Consider the following 15,431-nt stretch of genomic DNA (forward strand, 5'->3'; position numbering starts at 1 on the left):
GCTGTTAACGACGACCTTCAGCGATAGCGGTAACGGCCTGTAACTCAGCGGCTTCCTGCTCTTGCTGTTCCTGACGATCACGCACATCTAAAATCTGATTGGTGACCAAACCTTCTTCGATTTCGCGCAGGGCGATAACGGTAGGTTTATCGTTCTCTTCCGGAACCAGTGGATCTTTGCCGCCTACCTGCATCTGACGTGCACGACGTGCAGCGACCAACACCAGGTCAAAACGATTACCAACTTTTTCTACTGCGTCCTGAACGGTTACGCGTGCCATAGGTGTGCTACTCCACAGATGAAGAAATGACTGCGCATCATACTGAAACTGTATTCAGACTGCCAACAGTTTGCTGATTAAAGCATCGTGACGCGCCTTCTGACGTGCCATACGCAGACGTTCTGCGCGAATAATGGTTTTCAGATCGGACAGCGCCAGATCAAAATCATCATTCACAATTAAATAGTCATACTCGGCGTAGTGGCTCATTTCCGCTACCGCCTGAGCCATGCGACGCGTGATCACCTCTTCGCTGTCCTGGCCACGACCGCGCAGACGGCGATCGAGCTCTTCTTTCGAAGGCGGCAAAACAAAGATGCTGCGTGCGCCAGGCATTTTGGTGCGAATTTGCTGCGCACCCTGCCAGTCGATGTCGAGAAACACGTCAACGCCGGTTGCCAGCACCTGCTCAATAGCATGGCGCGAGGTACCGTAATAGTTGTCGAAAACTTTGGCATGTTCGAGGAAAGCCTCTTCCGCGATCATCTGCTCAAATTCATGCTTCTCAACAAAAAAGTAATGTTCGCCATGGGTTTCACCCGGACGCATACCGCGCGTCGTGTGCGAAACAGAGACCTGCGTATCATACAACGGCTGGGTCTTTAACAGCGCCTGAATCAGGCTGGATTTACCTGCGCCGCTGGGAGCAGAAACAATATAGAGCGTGCCTTGAGCCATGGTTTTCTTGAATTGATTAAAAGCGGAGTCGATTTCCTGCACAGTATACACAGCTTCCCGCCGCCACGCAGCGTTTGCGCAGCGGCAACACCCAACTTTTGCGCATCTTCGCGCAAATCTCTGTCGGACGACTGTAATTATTCCCTGATTGCGACGGCATCCCTTCCATAGCTGAACATCACCTCTGGCTGACGCTGAAGCACCGGTATTGAATGCTGCAAAACGTCAGGAGAGAGTTCATGAAAGGATACGGCTGGCCGCTGTTTGCGGCTGCTCTGTGGATCGTCCTATGGCCTGCGCATAGCGCCCTTTGTCCGGTCTGGACTCCCACCCGGGCGACAGAAGAGATCCGTCGTCTGCAACAGCAGCTGCAGCATTGGGATGATGCTTACTATCGTCAGGGGCAGAGTCCGGTGGCTGATGCAGATTATGACAGTCTGCAGCAGCGACTGAATCACTGGCAGCACTGCTTTAACCCTCCGCAGCCTGCTTACGTACCGCAACTGCCGGGTGAGGGTGAGCACCTGCATCCGGTCGCCCACACGGGCGTAAAAAAGATGCGCGACAAGCTGGCCCTGGCTTACTGGATGCAGGGGCGGCACGATCTCTGGGTGCAGCCGAAAGTGGATGGCATTGCCGTTTCCCTGGTTTATCGCCACGGCAGACTGGTTTCACTGTTGAGTCGTGGTGATGGATTACGCGGTGAAGAGTGGCTGGCTAAAGCCGCCTGGATCCCTGCGATTCCGCTGCAGATCGAGACCGGACTTGAAGAGGTTGTGCTGCAGGGTGAGCTGTATCTGTCGATGACCGGTCATCAGCAGGCGGTTGATGGCGGCAGGAATGCGCGCTCACAGGTAGCAGGCGCCATGATGAGCAAGCAGCGGGTTCCTCTGCTGGACTCGCTCGATATTTTTATCTGGGCCTGGCCAGATGGCCCCGCCACGATGACGGAACGCCTTCAGCAACTCAGCCGCTGGGGACTGGGCGTTGCCGCAAAATGGAGCCACAGCGTTAAAGACGAAGAGGAGGTTGCAGCGTGGCGGGAGCGCTGGTTTCATGCTGCGCTGCCCTTTGTCACTGACGGTGTCGTCGTTCATCAGAGCCTGCGACCTGCGGGCAAAAACTGGTTGCCTGGAGAGGGAACATGGGCCGTTGCCTGGAAATATCAGCCTCCGGAAGTCAGCGCTGAAGTGCTCTCCGTCGATTTTCCAGTCGGCCGAACCGGGAAGATAGCCGCGGTACTTAATCTGCAGCCGGTACAGCTGGATGATAAGACGGTCAGGCGGGTCAATGTTGGATCGCTGCGTCGCTGGCAGGAGAGCGATATCGTGGCGGGAGATGTCATCACACTGAGTCTGGCAGGCCAGGGCATTCCCCGGCTGGAGCGGGTGATCTGGCGCGTGGCAGAGCGGCACTATCCTCAGCCTCCCGACGCGTCGCGCTACACGCCGCTGAGTTGTTACACCTTCAGCGCTGAATGCCAGAAGCAGCTACTGGCAAAATTACGCTGGCTCAGTCAGAAAACGGTGCTGAATATTCCTGGCGTTGAGCGCAGCACCTGGCTGCACTTACTGGAAACCGGCAGTATGACGCACCTGTTCGGCTGGCTGACGTTAACACCGGAACAGATCGCCGCCGCAACGGGCCTCTCTCGGGAGCGGGCGGGTCAGCTCTGGCACCGTTTTAATCTCACCCGTCAGCAGCCGCTTCGTCGCTGGGTGGATGCCTTAGGTGTTTCACTGCCGCGGAAGGCCCTCAATGCGCTGCCCGATCAGCAGTGGGAGAGCTTAACGCAGCGGGATGTCAGGGACTGGCAAGCTTTACCGGGTGTCGGGGCGGCGCTGGCAAAGCGCCTGGTTACGCAGTTCCATGATGACCGCCTGCAGGCGCTGATCGCTTTCCTGAGACAGCAGGGAATTCCCGCATCCTCAATGCTCGGGATGGGGATAGTTGAAAATCGGCAAACCAAGACGGAAGCGCAGCGCCAGTAAACGCGCGAAGAATCCGAACAGCAGGGTAATGATAATCACCGCTTCATGCGCCAGTGTGGTTTTCAGCAGCAGGATATACATCCAGCCAGAGGCGAAAGCGATACCGGCGTAGAGTTCCTTCTGAAACACCAGCGGAATGCGATTACAGAACATGTCACGCAGTACGCCGCCAAAGACGCCGGTAATGACCGCACTTATCGCGGCAATAATCATGGCGTGTCCTGAATCGAGCGCAACCTGCGCGCCGATAATAGAAAAGACCACCAGTCCTAACGCATCGAGCACCAGAAACACTTTGCGCAGATGCGTCATCAGGGGTGCCAGGAAAGTGGTCACTACCGCTGCTGCTGCAACAATCATGATGTATTCGGGATGTTTCACCCAGCCCAGCGGATAGTGACCCAGCAGGATGTCGCGCACCGAACCGCCACCAATGGCGGTCACGGACGCGATAATGATGACACCGAACAGATCCATTTTGCGACGTCCCGCCGCCAGCGCACCCGTCATGGCTTCAGCAGTAATACCAATAATGTAGAGAACGGTCAGTAACATAGCAGACTCCAGTAAGACGGCGGCAAGACTACGGCATTGCCTGAGAGACGGCGACTGAGCTTTTCTGGCGATCGGCGTCCGGGATGAGCGCAGTTTATACCAGCCAGCGCTGGCGTCATCATAGAAAGACTTTTTTGCGAAGGGACTGCGGCAGGTGATTGAAAAAGTTGAAAGGAAACAACGTACAGAGGGTTTGCGCGTTCCGGCGCGGGGTTTTCCGACCCAGGGCGGGCGGTGAACTGACGACGATCGCCAGATAGCCGCTGGTCGAAAACCAGTTTATACAGGAGATAAAAAAGGGCTGGATGCTGCGGGAAAAGAATCGATCAGGTAAATATTGCGACAGACTAAATAAAAAGAAAAGGCGTGCTGGTTAACAGCACGCCAACGCATCGTTTCGGATGCTCAGAGCCCACCATACAGACTTATTTTATTATTTGTTTCTTGCACGAATTTTAGAAAATGCATTCAGGCTAAAACGGTATTCCGGCTGGAACCATGAACGACCGTAGTAGCAATAAATCAGCATACGAATGGATGCCATCGCCAGGTAACCCCAGATCGCACACAATACTGAAGGGGTCAGCCAGACGGTAAATAAGGTGACGGCAAGCCCGGCTAATACCGAGGAGGTTTCAGCAAAAGCGATACGGGTATATTGTTTTTCGCGCTGTAATATCGCACGGTAATGCTGACCCTGTGGGATGATAATAAACACCACTGAGACCATCTGCAGCATTAATGCCAGTTCAGGCTGATCAAAAAGGCTGGTCAGCAGATGGCTGCCAGTAAATAACAGACCAAACACCGCGACCCCCATCAACATATTACCCCAGTAGATCGTGGAGAGGTCATTGATAGAGAGAAGCGAGCGGCGGATCAGCGTATTTGAGAAGCCCCGATCGGCCAGAGTATCGATAGCCAGTAAAGCTATCACGGCGATCGCCAGCAGATTGAGCTCATTCGCCTGCAGAATCTGCGCCAGCAACGAGAGTTGTAATACGCCGATGCCAATAATTTTGATTGAAGAGAGCAGAGACCATTTTGCGCCATTCAGACTGCTTTCACGTATTGCCATAATATACTCGTTAGAGTCCATCGACTCTGTGAGAATTAAATAGTTGTGTAACGGCAAGGAGAGGTTGCTGTAACACCGTTAGTTAGTGCAATTTTTCCGGCCGAAGTCCTGAAAACGCTTTACAGGCTTGCCATGTTATTATGGGTTCAATCAAATGATGCCTGGATAAAAAAGATATCCCTGGTAAAATCGCTGTTTCGTGTCATGGCGGAATTCCCTGCAGCGAATAAGAATTCCGCCAGATCACGAATAAATCCTGTTGTAGTTTTATATTCTCCTGCCAGCATCCTTGCGGCAATCTCAACGCATTCTTTTTCTGATAACAAAGGATACGTTGAGCGGTCCATGACTTTTTTCCTGCTTTATCATTATGGGTATTGCTGTGTGTGGAATGATTTATACATTGTTTTATTTAATTTAACACCATAAGAAAAGTCTGATTACGCGACCGCAGAAATAAATGGTTTCACTTTATGCATGATAAATATTAAATCCCCAGCAGATTGCTAATAAACGATTGTTAATGATTAATGTATGGGTCAGTCAGAAATTGTTTGTGCGGCAAACCAGGAGGCCCGAAATCAGAGGGGGTCGCCTGCCTTTCAGAGGATTTTGCCAGGATTTTTCCTGGCAGCGATGCTTAAGCAGGGTTGGTGATAAATGCGTAAGGATGATGAGTAATCAGATAAGCGCTTTATGCTTTATCGTCGAAAGTTTTTCTATTTTTTTTCATTAACGGCCAGTGATAAATGCAGAGAAAAAGGCGCGCTAAGTCATTGATTTATTGTGTAAGAAGCTGGTTGAGTTTCTCAAGATCGTTGCTAACCCATTCAATATCCTGCTTAAATTTCTCATCTGAAGTAAATGGCTGGCGATAAACCGTTACCATCACCTCGGCGCCCTGTTCGTTTGCTATCACGCGCATCGGTACGTAGATCTCCTTTCCTGAGCCGCTATCAATCCAGTGATCCATTACCCCAAACGGATTATGTGGCGAGAACCGGATCTTCACATTGCCCTGGGGGCCTTTAGCACGCCAGCGATTGCCATCGGGTTCTAACGCGCTGTGCGTCAGCCCGGAAGCCCACTTTGGGAAAAACTCCGGTTTCCAGATGGTTTCATAAAGATCTAACCAGTGACGTGGAATCGTCAGGCTCAGAGTGCGAGAGGAGAGCATGTAACCTCCGGTGAATAAGCTAAAAAAGCATTAAAGCATGGGGCCAGGCTTGTTAAAACGTTGTAACAGCAGAAGTGTGGTGTTGAAAGGGTTTCGTACAAATGGCAGACAACGGATGATGCTGTCTGCCACTGACTCAGATGAAATTGCCGCGCGCAGAAACCACATGATCTTCGCTATGGCCGTTAGCGTGCCGCAGAACAAAGCCGTCCGACTGCGCCATCACGGCACAACTGTGATTAGGGAAGATACGCAGCAGCGTGCCGACTTCAGGGCGGCGATCCTGATAAAGCAGAAAACCGTGCTCCTCAGATAATTTTGTCACTTCATAAGTCTGACCCGCTTCGTCGGCTGCCACACCAAAGCCGCTGGCATTGGTGCCGTGTGGCCCTTTATCCGAACTCAGCATTTTTGACCCGGCATCCACAATCGCGAAATGATCGTTCACCGCCACGACACGGGTAATGACGCTCATTGCCAGCTGATCGACGTGAGTTAATCCGAGACGGCAGGCGGTTAGGTCCAGTAGTGCATAGTTTCCGGGCCGGATTTCATTCATGCAGGGTGCAATCTCTGCTGCCAGCGCCGTAGGCGTTGAACCCACAGAGAGAGGGCAGTCGGTAAAACCAGCCGCCTGCAGTTTTGCCTGTACTCGCTGCATCAATACCGTTTCCTGCCGGGCGACATCCGCAATGGCCGCGGCATTCCCGGCACCATAAGCGTGGCCAGCATGTGACACTAATCCGGCAAAGCGTAACCCTTTGTCCTGCAGCGCCTGAGCAATCAGCACCGCTTCATCTGTATCAGGATTGACACCTATCCGATGTAATCCAACATCAACCTTAATCGCTACCGCCAGGTCGCATTCCGGTTGCTGCTGGCAGGCATCAGCAATAGCCGCCACGCCCTGCAGTCTGTCCGCAATCAGGGTGAGCTTTGCCTGATGAAGCACAGCGTGGCGCAGCAATTCAGCCACGCTTTGCGGTTGCACAATCGGGTAGGCTAATAGCAGATCACGAACACCGCCCTGAATAAAGCTGATGCCTTCGCTGGGCTTAGAGACGGTCACACCCTGTGCACCGGACGCGATCTGACGCTGCGCAATCCAGACGCTTTTATGCGTTTTGATATGGGGTCGCAGCGCGACGCCTGCCGCACTGGCTTTGCGCTTCATATGCTGCAGGTTCTGCTCCAGGCGCTCTGCATCCACTTCAATATAGGGCGTAAGGCGATCATCAATCAGCGGACGCTGCCACTGCTGTGTATCCATAAGATTGTCCGGCATTGACGAGGTAAGAGGATTCATCATTCCTTAATTATCTCTTTGATACCAGCCTGCCGGACGCAGACAGGTGTGCTGAACAGCAGAAGCTGCAGGGGTAGCTATAACGGCAGAGGCAGTATGAGAGCACAGCAAACGGGGATGAGAGAGTGGACGTAAAGCAGAAGTCGTACAGCAGATTAAAACAACAAAGCAGGCGCGAGGCCTGCTTTATCAGTTAACTCAGACGTAGAGCGACTTTTCACCCGGTGGCCGGGTTTTGAAGCGACGATGCAGCCAAAGGTACTGTTCGGGTGCGCGAAGGATCTGATTTTCGATTACTTTGTTCATATAAGCTGCAGCAGCAGCCTCGTCCGTATGAGGATAATTTTCCAGCATCGGTTCGATGATCAAATGGTAGCCATCATTTCCTGGATTACGAATCAGCATAATCGGCACCATCGCTGGCTTCGCCAGACGCGACAGAACAAAAGTCCCGTTAGTCGTGGCGGCTTTTTCCACCGCAAACAGCGGCGCAAAGGTGCTGCCTTTAGGGCCGTAATCCTGGTCAGGCGCAAACCAGACCGATTCACCCTGTTTCAGGGCATTAACCATACCGCGTAGATCACGACGGTCGATCATCGCTTTATTTGAGCGCATCCGGCCTTTAGTCTGCACATACTCCATCGCCTGGTTATTGTGTGGGCGATACATCGCCATCATTGGCTGACAGAGTCCGCTGATGCGGCCGCCCAGCTCCAGTGACATGAAATGTACACCAATCAGCATCACGCCTCGCTTTTCTTTCTGCGCGGCATGCAGGTTTTCCATTCCCGACACTTTAAACAGACGTCTTACCGCACGGTCAGACCAGAACCAGGCAATACCGGTTTCAGCCAGCGCCATCCCAAGCGACGCGAAATTGCCGGCAATCATATGTTCTGTTTTTTCTTCGCTGATGCCCGGAAAGCAGAGTTCGATGTTACGACGGGTAATACGCTCGCGGCGCTGCAGGAAATGGCGAGAGATTTTGCCGGCACCGGCACCGAGACGCATAAGAACAGGATAGGGGAGCTGGACCAGCAGCCAGAGTACGCCAAGGCCAAACCAGGTAAACCAATAACGCGGATGCAGCAGCGAACTGCTAAATTTTCCGGTGTTTTTCATTAACAACCTTCATGGGATAGAGGGATGCATCGCACAAAGAGCACTTCCATGAGTCTTAAGGCGGTACAGCTGTACTGATTTCGACCAACATTTTATCAAAAAGTGCCTTCAAAGAAAGGGAAACTCCGGCATCTACAGGATTGACCTGTTTCATGGAGAGGCGTTAATACCGGCTATAAAAGTACATTAACCCGATAAAATCATTATTTTTCAAATAATTAATCTAAGCCTGAAAGAAGCTTTAATTGTAAGCGAGGCCGTTTCAGGAACAGTCTGGAAATGATTATTTATTTATCTTTACCTGATTCTGATGCTGGCCGCGCTGAAAAAGCGATCAATTCGCGGAAGGAGCTAACCCTTTAAGTGCTGACAGCGCCTGAGAGGGGAACAAAGCGCTACTGCGAGCGCTTTGTTGAGTGGATATTACTCGATATTCTGAATATGAATGATGATTTTGAGTAAATCTTATAAAAATCAGTATTTTACTTTGATTTTTATGAGGGTTTACTATTCTGCCCATCAATCCACTATCCAATGAGCATAGCTACAAGCTCATCAGCTTACTGGCTTGATGGTTGTCGTAAATCTTTCACCTTTGACCAGTTCACCAGAAGGTTTTCGATAGTAAGACTCGCCATCAAGACGGTAGTAAGTGTAACCATCCTTTGTCTTAGTGACTTCCATGATCCAGGTTGACTTGTCTATACAATTTTCTTCTGTTTTCATGTCGTCGAAGCATAATAAGTAATCAGTATCATGGTCTGGAAAAACATCTGAGTTCCTGGGAGCGAGCTTTTGATACTTCCCATCAAACTTCCAGATTGAAACATTGTAAGTTTCAGGGGAAGAGATGGTTTTAACTCCATTATTATCCCACCACTCGATTTTATCGCTATCAGTGAAAGGGATATTTTTAACTAATAATTCTTTATTAGCTTCAGAACCATGAATTGCAAGCACCTTTGGAGAACTAAAGAAGCTTACGTAAAACAATAGTAACATTGCCAATGCCACAATAAAAATAATAATCTTTTTAATTCGCATTACTTTCTCCTGCTATTTATTTGAAACTCAGCTTTCATGTTGGTTAAAAAAGGCTTAAAAGCAAAGTATTCCCATCTTTGAAGGATAAACCATATACGAAAGGCTCTGATAAAATGAAATTTAGGATTCTGGATGTCAGTTTTATCGAGACCGAAATGATCCTGCCCTGTAAAAGTTATTTTTGCGATATAACCATTATCAGTTATATCGAGCTGGTTTATCAGTATATTTGTAGCATGAATATCATGTATCGACATACCTAATCCATTGAAACTGTCGGCCCAACGGTTAAACTTAGGAAGTATTGAATTGCCTATAGCTTGTGTTATTAAATGTTTATCTGTAACTGATAAGCTTTTTTGTCCATCAACAATAATTTTATCTAATGAAGATTTGATTATTGTAAGTGGTGAGAGTGGCGATGTTTGACCACCTAATATTAGCGTCTTATATGCACTATCAAGAAAGGGACTGGAATAGCTTTTTCCGTTACCGTGATAAAGATGCTTTACGAGATTGTTGAATATTTGATGTTGCCCAAGGTAATATGCAGGCATAGAAAGACGAAGAAACTCATTGAAAAGAAGTTCAGCCATTTCCGTTCTGGATTTTTGACGGGTATCCTGGAAGGCGTTAAATATTGATACTTCCTTTCCAGTCCAGGGATCGACGACATTTGAAACATCAGCCAGGCCTAAATCACTTCTTAGCTGTTTTTCAGTAAAATCTCCGCACTTCATATCATCAGTGCTGTAATCGTTAAACTTGTGCTTCGTTTGAAAAATGGTGGCAGGAAACTTCAATGCTGGCATGATGACTTCCTTGTGATATTAATGTTTCATCCTGAAAAAATCATGTAATTAATCGAATGCTAAATTATTTTAATATCGACATATCTGTAAAATCGAATGCTTCTTTGTTACAGCCCTGCTCATATAACTACCAGTTGCAGGTATTAAGCAGACTGATGTAATACTAAACGGCATGGTCGGAAAAGTGAAGGCGTGTAAGTCCCACCTTTTATTATGACCAATGACTATCCCTGACCTCACAGGAAAAAATGTTACCCATATAACTGACCTGTTAAACCTGACTCAGGACTACACCATTCTGACTATTCATTTATAGCTGGTTAAGCAGACGAGTTCCCCACTTTACTCCCAAAACCAGTGAACATTGACAGGGGAATATGGGCATCATGGAAAAGTAAAAAAGCCCATTTAACATGGGCTTGTGGGATGTTCTGTGCAGGTGTGAAAACTTACTCGATATTCTGAATCTGCTCGCGCATCTGCTCAATCAGCACCTTCAGTTCAATAGCTGACGTAGTGATTTCGGCGTTGATCGACTTCGAAGCCAGCGTGTTCGACTCACGATTGAACTCCTGCATCATAAAGTCGAGACGGCGGCCAACTGCTTCTTTCTTTTTCAGGATGTTGTAAGTCTCTTTAACGTGCGCATCCAGACGATCCAGCTCTTCAGAAACGTCAACACGCTGCGCCATCATCACCAGTTCCTGCTCAAGGCGATTGTTTTCCAGCTGGACTTCAGCATCTTCCAGTTTGGCGACCAGCCGCTCACGCTGCCATTTGATCACCTCAGGCATCTGCGCGCGCACTTTGCTGACTTCCTGCGAGACGCCTTCCAGACGCTGCTCAATCATCGCTTTCAGGGCGGTACCTTCGCTTTCGCGTGCCGCAATAAAGTCATCAAGCGCACCATCCAGTGCCTGCAACAACTGGGTGTTGATGGCATCCAGATCCTGTTCCTGCGCAGACATCACACCCGGCCAGCGCAGAATATCCAGCGGATTAATCGCGCCTTCGTCGCTCTGCATTTTTACCCAGTTGGCAGCCTGCACCAGCTGTTTCGCCAGCGTTTCGTTGAGCATCAGTTCGCCCTGTGCGCTGGGATCGGCATCATAACGGAGGTTGCACTCAATTTTACCGCGCGTCAGACGCTGGCGAATGCGCTCGCGGATAACCGGCTCCAGCCCACGAAACTGTTCCGGCAGGCGGATGTAGGTTTCCAGATAACGCTGGTTCACGGAACGCAGCTCCCAGGCGGCGCTGCCCCATTCGCCTTTGGCTTCGCTGCGGGCATAAGCGGTCATACTGCGGATCATAAGCGGTACTCATTTGCGGAAAGATGGGTGAAGTATAGCGAGGCGAGCCACGGCATAACAGGCATAAGCGTCGCACAGGAAAATAACGAACCATTTCCGCTTTCAGCGACAGCCACTTATGATGACCATTGACCCTTTGTGAGGATGACTGATCTATGTCTCGCGTTATTGCCCTTCCTGTTGTGATGGCTCTGCTGCTGGCAGGTTGCCAGGCACGCCACTCGCCGCCCACTAAACCGCAACCTATCTGTGCGGGTGGCGACATGATGATGCAGACCACGTTGTGGTTTGGACTGAGCAAGCCTGATGGCGGCAGGGTGAGTTCACTCGACTGGATGAACTTCGTGGATAATGAGGTCACGCCACGGTTTAAAGCGGGCCTGTCGGTCTATGATGCCAAAGGGCAATGGCTGGGCGAGAACGGTCAGCTGGCACGGGAGAACAGTAAGGCGTTGATGCTGATCCACGGGATCGACCCCGCCACCAACGTTGATATTGAGGCGTTACGTAGCCTCTATAAAAAACGGTTTGGTCAGGAGTCGGTTATGCGGGTGGATGCACCCGTCTGCGTCGGATTCTAAGGCGAAAGCGGGCGGCAGAACTGCCGCCCGTTGAATAATCAGATAAACAGACCAGCAAAGGCTGCGGAGAGCAGACTGACCAGCGTGGAGCCATAGACCAGCTTCCAGCCAAAACGGGAAACCACATTTCCCTGTTTCTCATTCAGGCCTTTTATTGCGCCTGCCACAATGCCGATAGAGGCAAAGTTAGCGAACGAGACCAGGAACACCGACAGAATACCCAGTCCACGCGCACTCATGCCCGCCGCGACTTTCTGCAGTTCAATCATCGCCACAAACTCATTCGCCACCAGTTTGGTTGCCATGATGCTGGCCGCCTGCAGGGCATCGGCTTTGGGAATGCCAATCAGCCAGGCCAGAGGATAGAACAGGTAGCCGAGCAGTTGCTGGAAGCTGTAGCCGAACACCGCCGCAAACAGCGCGTTGACGGCAGCAATCAGCGCAATAAAGCCAATCAGCATGGCCAGAATAATCATCGCGACTTTGAAGCCTGCCAGGATGTATTCGCCCAGCATCTCAAAGAAGCTCTGCTCTTCATGCAGTTTATCCAGCGCGATAGGCTGCTCATCCTGGCTTTTCATCGGGTTGATGATCGACAGGATAATAAAGGTGCTGAACATGTTAAGCAGCAGTGCCGCAACCACATACTTCGGTTCGATCATCGACATATAAGCACCGACAATCGACAGCGAAACGGTAGACATCGCGGTCGCTGCCATGGTGTAGAGCCGGCGCGGCGGGATATCACCCAGAATCCCTTTATAAGCGATGAAGTTTTCCGACTGTCCAAGAATCAGCGTGCTGACGGCGTTGAACGACTCCAGCTTGCCCATGCCGTTAATCTTCGACAGCAGCGTCCCGAAAATACGGATCAGCAGCGGCAGGATGCGCCAGTGCTGCAATATGCCGATCAGTGCCGAAATAAAGACAATCGGGCAGAGCACGCCAAGGAAGATAAATGCCAGCCCCTGTTTGCTCATTCCGCCAAACACGAACTCCGTGCCTTGTGCGGCAAAACCCAGCAGCGTCTCAAAGAAACCGGCGAACGAACCGACCAGCGCCAGACCTCCGGCAGAGTGAAGGAAGAACCAACCCAGCGCGGCTTCCACCACAATCAGTTGAATAATAAAGCGCAGGCGAATCTGTTTACGGTCATGACTGACCAGCAGCGCAAGGGCGAAGATCACCACCAGCGCCAGCAGGAAATGAAGAATGGCGGCCATATGTCTTTTTTATCAGAGAGAAAGGAACGCGCATTTAGCCACAGCTGGCGGGGAATTTCATCTGATGCCTGCGTCAGACCAGCGTAAGAGACAGCGGACAAGGAAGTCCGTATAATGCGCAGCCAATCATTAGCAAGCCGGAGAATACCCATGCGTCCAGCAGGCCGTAGCGCACAACAGGTGCGTCCAGTCACATTGACCCGCAATTACACCAAACACGCAGAGGGTTCCGTTCTGGTGGAATTCGGCGAAACGAAAGTGCTTTGCACTGCCTCGGTAGACGAAGGGGTTCCGCGTTTCCTCAAAGGCCAGGGCCAGGGTTGGGTAACGGCCGAATATGGCATGCTGCCGCGTTCGACCCACAGCCGTATGGCGCGTGAAGCCGCAAAAGGCAAGCAGGGCGGACGTACGCTGGAGATTCAGCGTCTGATCGCCCGTTCACTGCGCGCCGCGGTTGATCTTAAAGCGCTGGGTGAATTTACCATTACGCTCGACTGTGACGTGATCCAGGCCGATGGCGGCACTCGCACCGCATCAATCACCGGAGCCTGCGTGGCGCTGGCTGATGCGCTGAACAAGCTGGTGGCCAGCGGTAAACTGAAAGCGAACCCGATGAAGGGCATGGTCGCGGCGATTTCAGTGGGCATCGTCAAAGGCGAAGCGCTGTGCGATCTGGAGTATGTTGAAGACTCAGCCGCAGAAACCGACATGAACGTCGTGATGCTGGAAGATGGCCGCATGATCGAGGTGCAGGGCACTGCCGAAGGCGAACCGTTCAGCCATGAAGAGTTGCTGACGCTACTGGCGCTGGCTCGGGGCGGAATTGAGGAATTAATTCAGGCGCAGAAAGCAGCGCTGGAAAATTGATGTAACAGGCGACCTCAGAGTCGCCTTTTCTTTATTTGAGGAGTGAGAAATGAAAGCCTGGCAGCGTCAGTTTATTGAATTTGCCCTGAACAAGCAGGTGCTGAAGTTCGGTGAGTTCACTTTGAAGTCCGGGCGTAAAAGCCCCTATTTCTTTAATGCTGGTCTGTTTAACAGCGGACGGGATTTAGCGCTGCTGGGACGCTTCTACGCGCAGGCGCTGGTGGATGGCGCTGTTGATTTTGATCTGCTGTTCGGCCCGGCCTATAAAGGCATTCCGATTGCCACCACCACGGCGGTGGCGCTGGCGGATCATCATGACCGCGATGTGCCTTACTGCTTTAACCGTAAAGAAGCGAAAGATCACGGCGAAGGTGGCCTGCTGGTTGGCAGTCCGCTGCAGGGCAAAGTGATGCTGGTGGACGATGTGATCACCGCAGGCACCGCGATTCGTGAGTCGATGGATATTATCGGTGCGCACAACGCCACTCTGGCAGGCGTGCTGGTCTCGCTTGATCGTCAGGAGCGTGGACGCGGAGAAATGTCGGCGATTCAGGAAGTGGAACGTGATTACGGCTGCAAAGTGACCGCGATTATAACGCTGGCAGATCTGATTGCCTGGCTGGAAGAGAAGCCTGAGATGGCCGATCATCTGGCCCAGGTACGTGCCTATCAGAAAGCGTACGGGATTTAACAGAGGCGGGCGCAATGCCCGCCTTCTTTTACGCTTTACGCCAGCTGGGCGGCAATCAGCGGCCAGCGAGCCTCAAAGTCTGCGGTAGGACTGAAACGAAATTCAGAACGAACATACCGTGACAGTAAACCCTCACAGAAAGCCAGCAACTGACTTGCCAGCAGCGCCTCATCAGCCTGAAAGGCTTCGCCCTCGCGCATTTTCCGTTCCCGCATCACCTGTCGCAGCTGCACTTCAATCCGCTCAAACAGCTGATTGATGCGTCCCTGCAGTCGGTCCTGCTCAAACATCAATGCATGGCCGGTCAGAATGCGCGTCAGTCCCGGATTACGCTCACCAAATCCCAGAATCAGTTGCACGATCAGACGCAGACGCGTCATGGTCTCTTTTTCATCCTTGAGGATCAGATTGATGCGGGTAATCAGACTGTCTTCGATAAACTCAATCAGGCTATCGAACATTCGTGTCTTACTCGGGAAGTGACGATACAGCGCCGCTTCGGAAACGCCCACCGTGGCTGCCAGTTTGGCTGTGGTAATGCGCTGGCTGCCATCACCCGACTCCAGCATCTGCGCCAGCGCCTGCAAAATCTCTTCGCGACGATTCCGCTTCGCGACTTTTTTTTCTGCCATGACCTTAAAGACCCCTGAAATTCACCTAAAAACAGGCAACACCTACGCATCTGCCACAGGAACGCGTCCTGTGGCGATGAG

At 51.2% G+C, this 15,431-nt stretch carries 17 protein-coding genes; 4 read left to right on the plus strand and 13 right to left on the minus strand.

Annotated features, from left to right (window positions below; translation table 11 throughout):
- Positions 1–4 precede the first annotated feature (4 nt).
- Positions 5–280, minus strand: coding sequence for a DNA-directed RNA polymerase subunit omega (gene rpoZ, locus PAG01S_RS20000; RefSeq protein ID WP_003851346.1), 276 nt, complete (start codon positions 278–280; stop codon positions 5–7).
- 54 nt (positions 281–334) lie between these two features.
- Positions 335–958: a guanylate kinase gene (gene gmk, locus PAG01S_RS20005; RefSeq protein WP_010258405.1), complete on the minus strand. Its 624-nt coding sequence runs from the start codon at positions 956–958 to the stop codon at positions 335–337.
- A gap of 239 nt (positions 959–1,197) precedes the next feature.
- Between gmk and ligB the strand changes: the two genes are divergently transcribed.
- Positions 1,198–2,949: an NAD-dependent DNA ligase LigB gene (ligB, locus tag PAG01S_RS20010; RefSeq protein WP_062759625.1), complete on the plus strand. Its 1,752-nt coding sequence runs from the start codon at positions 1,198–1,200 to the stop codon at positions 2,947–2,949.
- On the opposite strand, the gene PAG01S_RS20015 is transcribed toward ligB, so the two are convergent.
- From PAG01S_RS20015 to PAG01S_RS20055, 9 genes are all read right to left on the minus strand, one after another.
- Entirely contained in the window at positions 2,887–3,504 is a 618-nt protein-coding gene (locus tag PAG01S_RS20015; RefSeq protein WP_010258398.1) for a trimeric intracellular cation channel family protein, read from the minus strand. The genes ligB and PAG01S_RS20015 overlap by 63 nt on opposite strands.
- Before the next feature lie 433 nt (positions 3,505–3,937).
- The gene (locus PAG01S_RS20020) at positions 3,938–4,582 is read right to left on the minus strand and encodes an oligosaccharide flippase family protein (protein WP_045139517.1); all 645 of its coding nucleotides are present in this window, start codon (positions 4,580–4,582) and stop codon (positions 3,938–3,940) included.
- 146 nt (positions 4,583–4,728) lie between these two features.
- Positions 4,729–4,929 (minus strand): hypothetical protein, encoded by a 201-nt coding sequence (locus PAG01S_RS20025; RefSeq protein WP_033766533.1) that lies wholly within the window; start codon positions 4,927–4,929, stop codon positions 4,729–4,731.
- Positions 4,930–5,363: 434 nt separating this feature from the next.
- Positions 5,364–5,759 carry a hypothetical protein gene (locus tag PAG01S_RS20030; protein WP_010258391.1) on the minus strand — a complete coding sequence of 132 codons (396 nt, stop codon included), beginning with the start codon at positions 5,757–5,759 and terminating at the stop codon, positions 5,364–5,366.
- A 136-nt stretch (positions 5,760–5,895) separates the two neighbouring features.
- Positions 5,896–7,029: an alanine racemase gene (locus tag PAG01S_RS20035; RefSeq protein ID WP_245006267.1), complete on the minus strand. Its 1,134-nt coding sequence runs from the start codon at positions 7,027–7,029 to the stop codon at positions 5,896–5,898.
- Positions 7,030–7,263: 234 nt separating this feature from the next.
- Positions 7,264–8,187 carry a kdo(2)-lipid IV(A) palmitoleoyltransferase gene (gene lpxP, locus PAG01S_RS20040; protein ID WP_022624898.1) on the minus strand — a complete coding sequence of 308 codons (924 nt, stop codon included), beginning with the start codon at positions 8,185–8,187 and terminating at the stop codon, positions 7,264–7,266.
- A gap of 555 nt (positions 8,188–8,742) precedes the next feature.
- Complete coding sequence (locus PAG01S_RS20045) at positions 8,743–9,231, minus strand: DUF943 family protein (RefSeq protein WP_062759627.1); 489 nt, start codon at positions 9,229–9,231, stop codon at positions 8,743–8,745.
- Complete coding sequence (locus PAG01S_RS20050) at positions 9,231–10,043, minus strand: DUF3289 family protein (protein ID WP_062759628.1); 813 nt, start codon at positions 10,041–10,043, stop codon at positions 9,231–9,233. The genes PAG01S_RS20045 and PAG01S_RS20050 overlap by 1 nt, the downstream gene beginning before the upstream one ends.
- A gap of 449 nt (positions 10,044–10,492) precedes the next feature.
- Complete coding sequence (locus PAG01S_RS20055) at positions 10,493–11,356, minus strand: YicC/YloC family endoribonuclease (protein WP_010258384.1); 864 nt, start codon at positions 11,354–11,356, stop codon at positions 10,493–10,495.
- A 155-nt stretch (positions 11,357–11,511) separates the two neighbouring features.
- Here PAG01S_RS20055 and PAG01S_RS20060 point away from each other — a divergent pair, with 155 nt between their 5' ends.
- Positions 11,512–11,937, plus strand: coding sequence for a DUF3574 domain-containing protein (locus PAG01S_RS20060; protein ID WP_010672099.1), 426 nt, complete (start codon positions 11,512–11,514; stop codon positions 11,935–11,937).
- Between the two features lie 38 nt (positions 11,938–11,975).
- Here the strand turns inward: PAG01S_RS20060 and PAG01S_RS20065 are convergent, their stop codons facing one another.
- Entirely contained in the window at positions 11,976–13,160 is a 1,185-nt protein-coding gene (locus PAG01S_RS20065; protein ID WP_031591888.1) for a NupC/NupG family nucleoside CNT transporter, read from the minus strand.
- A gap of 150 nt (positions 13,161–13,310) precedes the next feature.
- Here PAG01S_RS20065 and rph point away from each other — a divergent pair, with 150 nt between their 5' ends.
- Together rph and pyrE are read left to right on the plus strand one after the other, a co-directional pair.
- Positions 13,311–14,027 (plus strand): ribonuclease PH, encoded by a 717-nt coding sequence (gene rph, locus PAG01S_RS20070; protein ID WP_010258378.1) that lies wholly within the window; start codon positions 13,311–13,313, stop codon positions 14,025–14,027.
- 49 nt (positions 14,028–14,076) lie between these two features.
- On the plus strand, positions 14,077–14,718 hold the full coding sequence (gene pyrE / locus PAG01S_RS20075) for an orotate phosphoribosyltransferase (protein WP_031591887.1): 642 nt from the start codon (positions 14,077–14,079) through the stop codon (positions 14,716–14,718).
- A gap of 35 nt (positions 14,719–14,753) precedes the next feature.
- On the opposite strand, the gene slmA is transcribed toward pyrE, so the two are convergent.
- Positions 14,754–15,350: a nucleoid occlusion factor SlmA gene (gene slmA / locus PAG01S_RS20080; protein ID WP_010258372.1), complete on the minus strand. Its 597-nt coding sequence runs from the start codon at positions 15,348–15,350 to the stop codon at positions 14,754–14,756.
- Positions 15,351–15,431 lie beyond the last annotated feature (81 nt).

The sequence above is a fragment of the Pantoea agglomerans NBRC 102470 genome (genome assembly GCF_001598475.1).
GTDB classification, from domain to species: Bacteria; Pseudomonadota; Gammaproteobacteria; order Enterobacterales; family Enterobacteriaceae; genus Pantoea; species Pantoea agglomerans.

Excerpts from the sequence above, each read along its gene's own strand:
- rpoZ (WP_003851346.1), bottom strand. The coding sequence starts at position 280 with ATGGCACGCGTAACCGTTCAGGACGCAGTAGAAAAAGTTGGTAATCGT.
- gmk (WP_010258405.1), bottom strand. The coding sequence starts at position 958 with ATGGCTCAAGGCACGCTCTATATTGTTTCTGCTCCCAGCGGCGCAGGT.
- ligB (WP_062759625.1), top strand. The coding sequence starts at position 1,198 with ATGAAAGGATACGGCTGGCCGCTGTTTGCGGCTGCTCTGTGGATCGTC.
- PAG01S_RS20015 (WP_010258398.1), bottom strand. The coding sequence starts at position 3,504 with ATGTTACTGACCGTTCTCTACATTATTGGTATTACTGCTGAAGCCATG.
- PAG01S_RS20020 (WP_045139517.1), bottom strand. The coding sequence starts at position 4,582 with ATGGCAATACGTGAAAGCAGTCTGAATGGCGCAAAATGGTCTCTGCTC.
- PAG01S_RS20025 (WP_033766533.1), bottom strand. The coding sequence starts at position 4,929 with ATGGACCGCTCAACGTATCCTTTGTTATCAGAAAAAGAATGCGTTGAG.
- PAG01S_RS20030 (WP_010258391.1), bottom strand. The coding sequence starts at position 5,759 with ATGCTCTCCTCTCGCACTCTGAGCCTGACGATTCCACGTCACTGGTTA.
- PAG01S_RS20035 (WP_245006267.1), bottom strand. The coding sequence starts at position 7,029 with ATGGATACACAGCAGTGGCAGCGTCCGCTGATTGATGATCGCCTTACG.
- lpxP (WP_022624898.1), bottom strand. The coding sequence starts at position 8,187 with ATGAAAAACACCGGAAAATTTAGCAGTTCGCTGCTGCATCCGCGTTAT.
- PAG01S_RS20045 (WP_062759627.1), bottom strand. The coding sequence starts at position 9,231 with ATGCGAATTAAAAAGATTATTATTTTTATTGTGGCATTGGCAATGTTA.
- PAG01S_RS20050 (WP_062759628.1), bottom strand. The coding sequence starts at position 10,043 with ATGCCAGCATTGAAGTTTCCTGCCACCATTTTTCAAACGAAGCACAAG.
- PAG01S_RS20055 (WP_010258384.1), bottom strand. The coding sequence starts at position 11,356 with ATGATCCGCAGTATGACCGCTTATGCCCGCAGCGAAGCCAAAGGCGAA.
- PAG01S_RS20060 (WP_010672099.1), top strand. The coding sequence starts at position 11,512 with ATGTCTCGCGTTATTGCCCTTCCTGTTGTGATGGCTCTGCTGCTGGCA.
- PAG01S_RS20065 (WP_031591888.1), bottom strand. The coding sequence starts at position 13,160 with ATGGCCGCCATTCTTCATTTCCTGCTGGCGCTGGTGGTGATCTTCGCC.
- rph (WP_010258378.1), top strand. The coding sequence starts at position 13,311 with ATGCGTCCAGCAGGCCGTAGCGCACAACAGGTGCGTCCAGTCACATTG.
- pyrE (WP_031591887.1), top strand. The coding sequence starts at position 14,077 with ATGAAAGCCTGGCAGCGTCAGTTTATTGAATTTGCCCTGAACAAGCAG.
- slmA (WP_010258372.1), bottom strand. The coding sequence starts at position 15,350 with ATGGCAGAAAAAAAAGTCGCGAAGCGGAATCGTCGCGAAGAGATTTTG.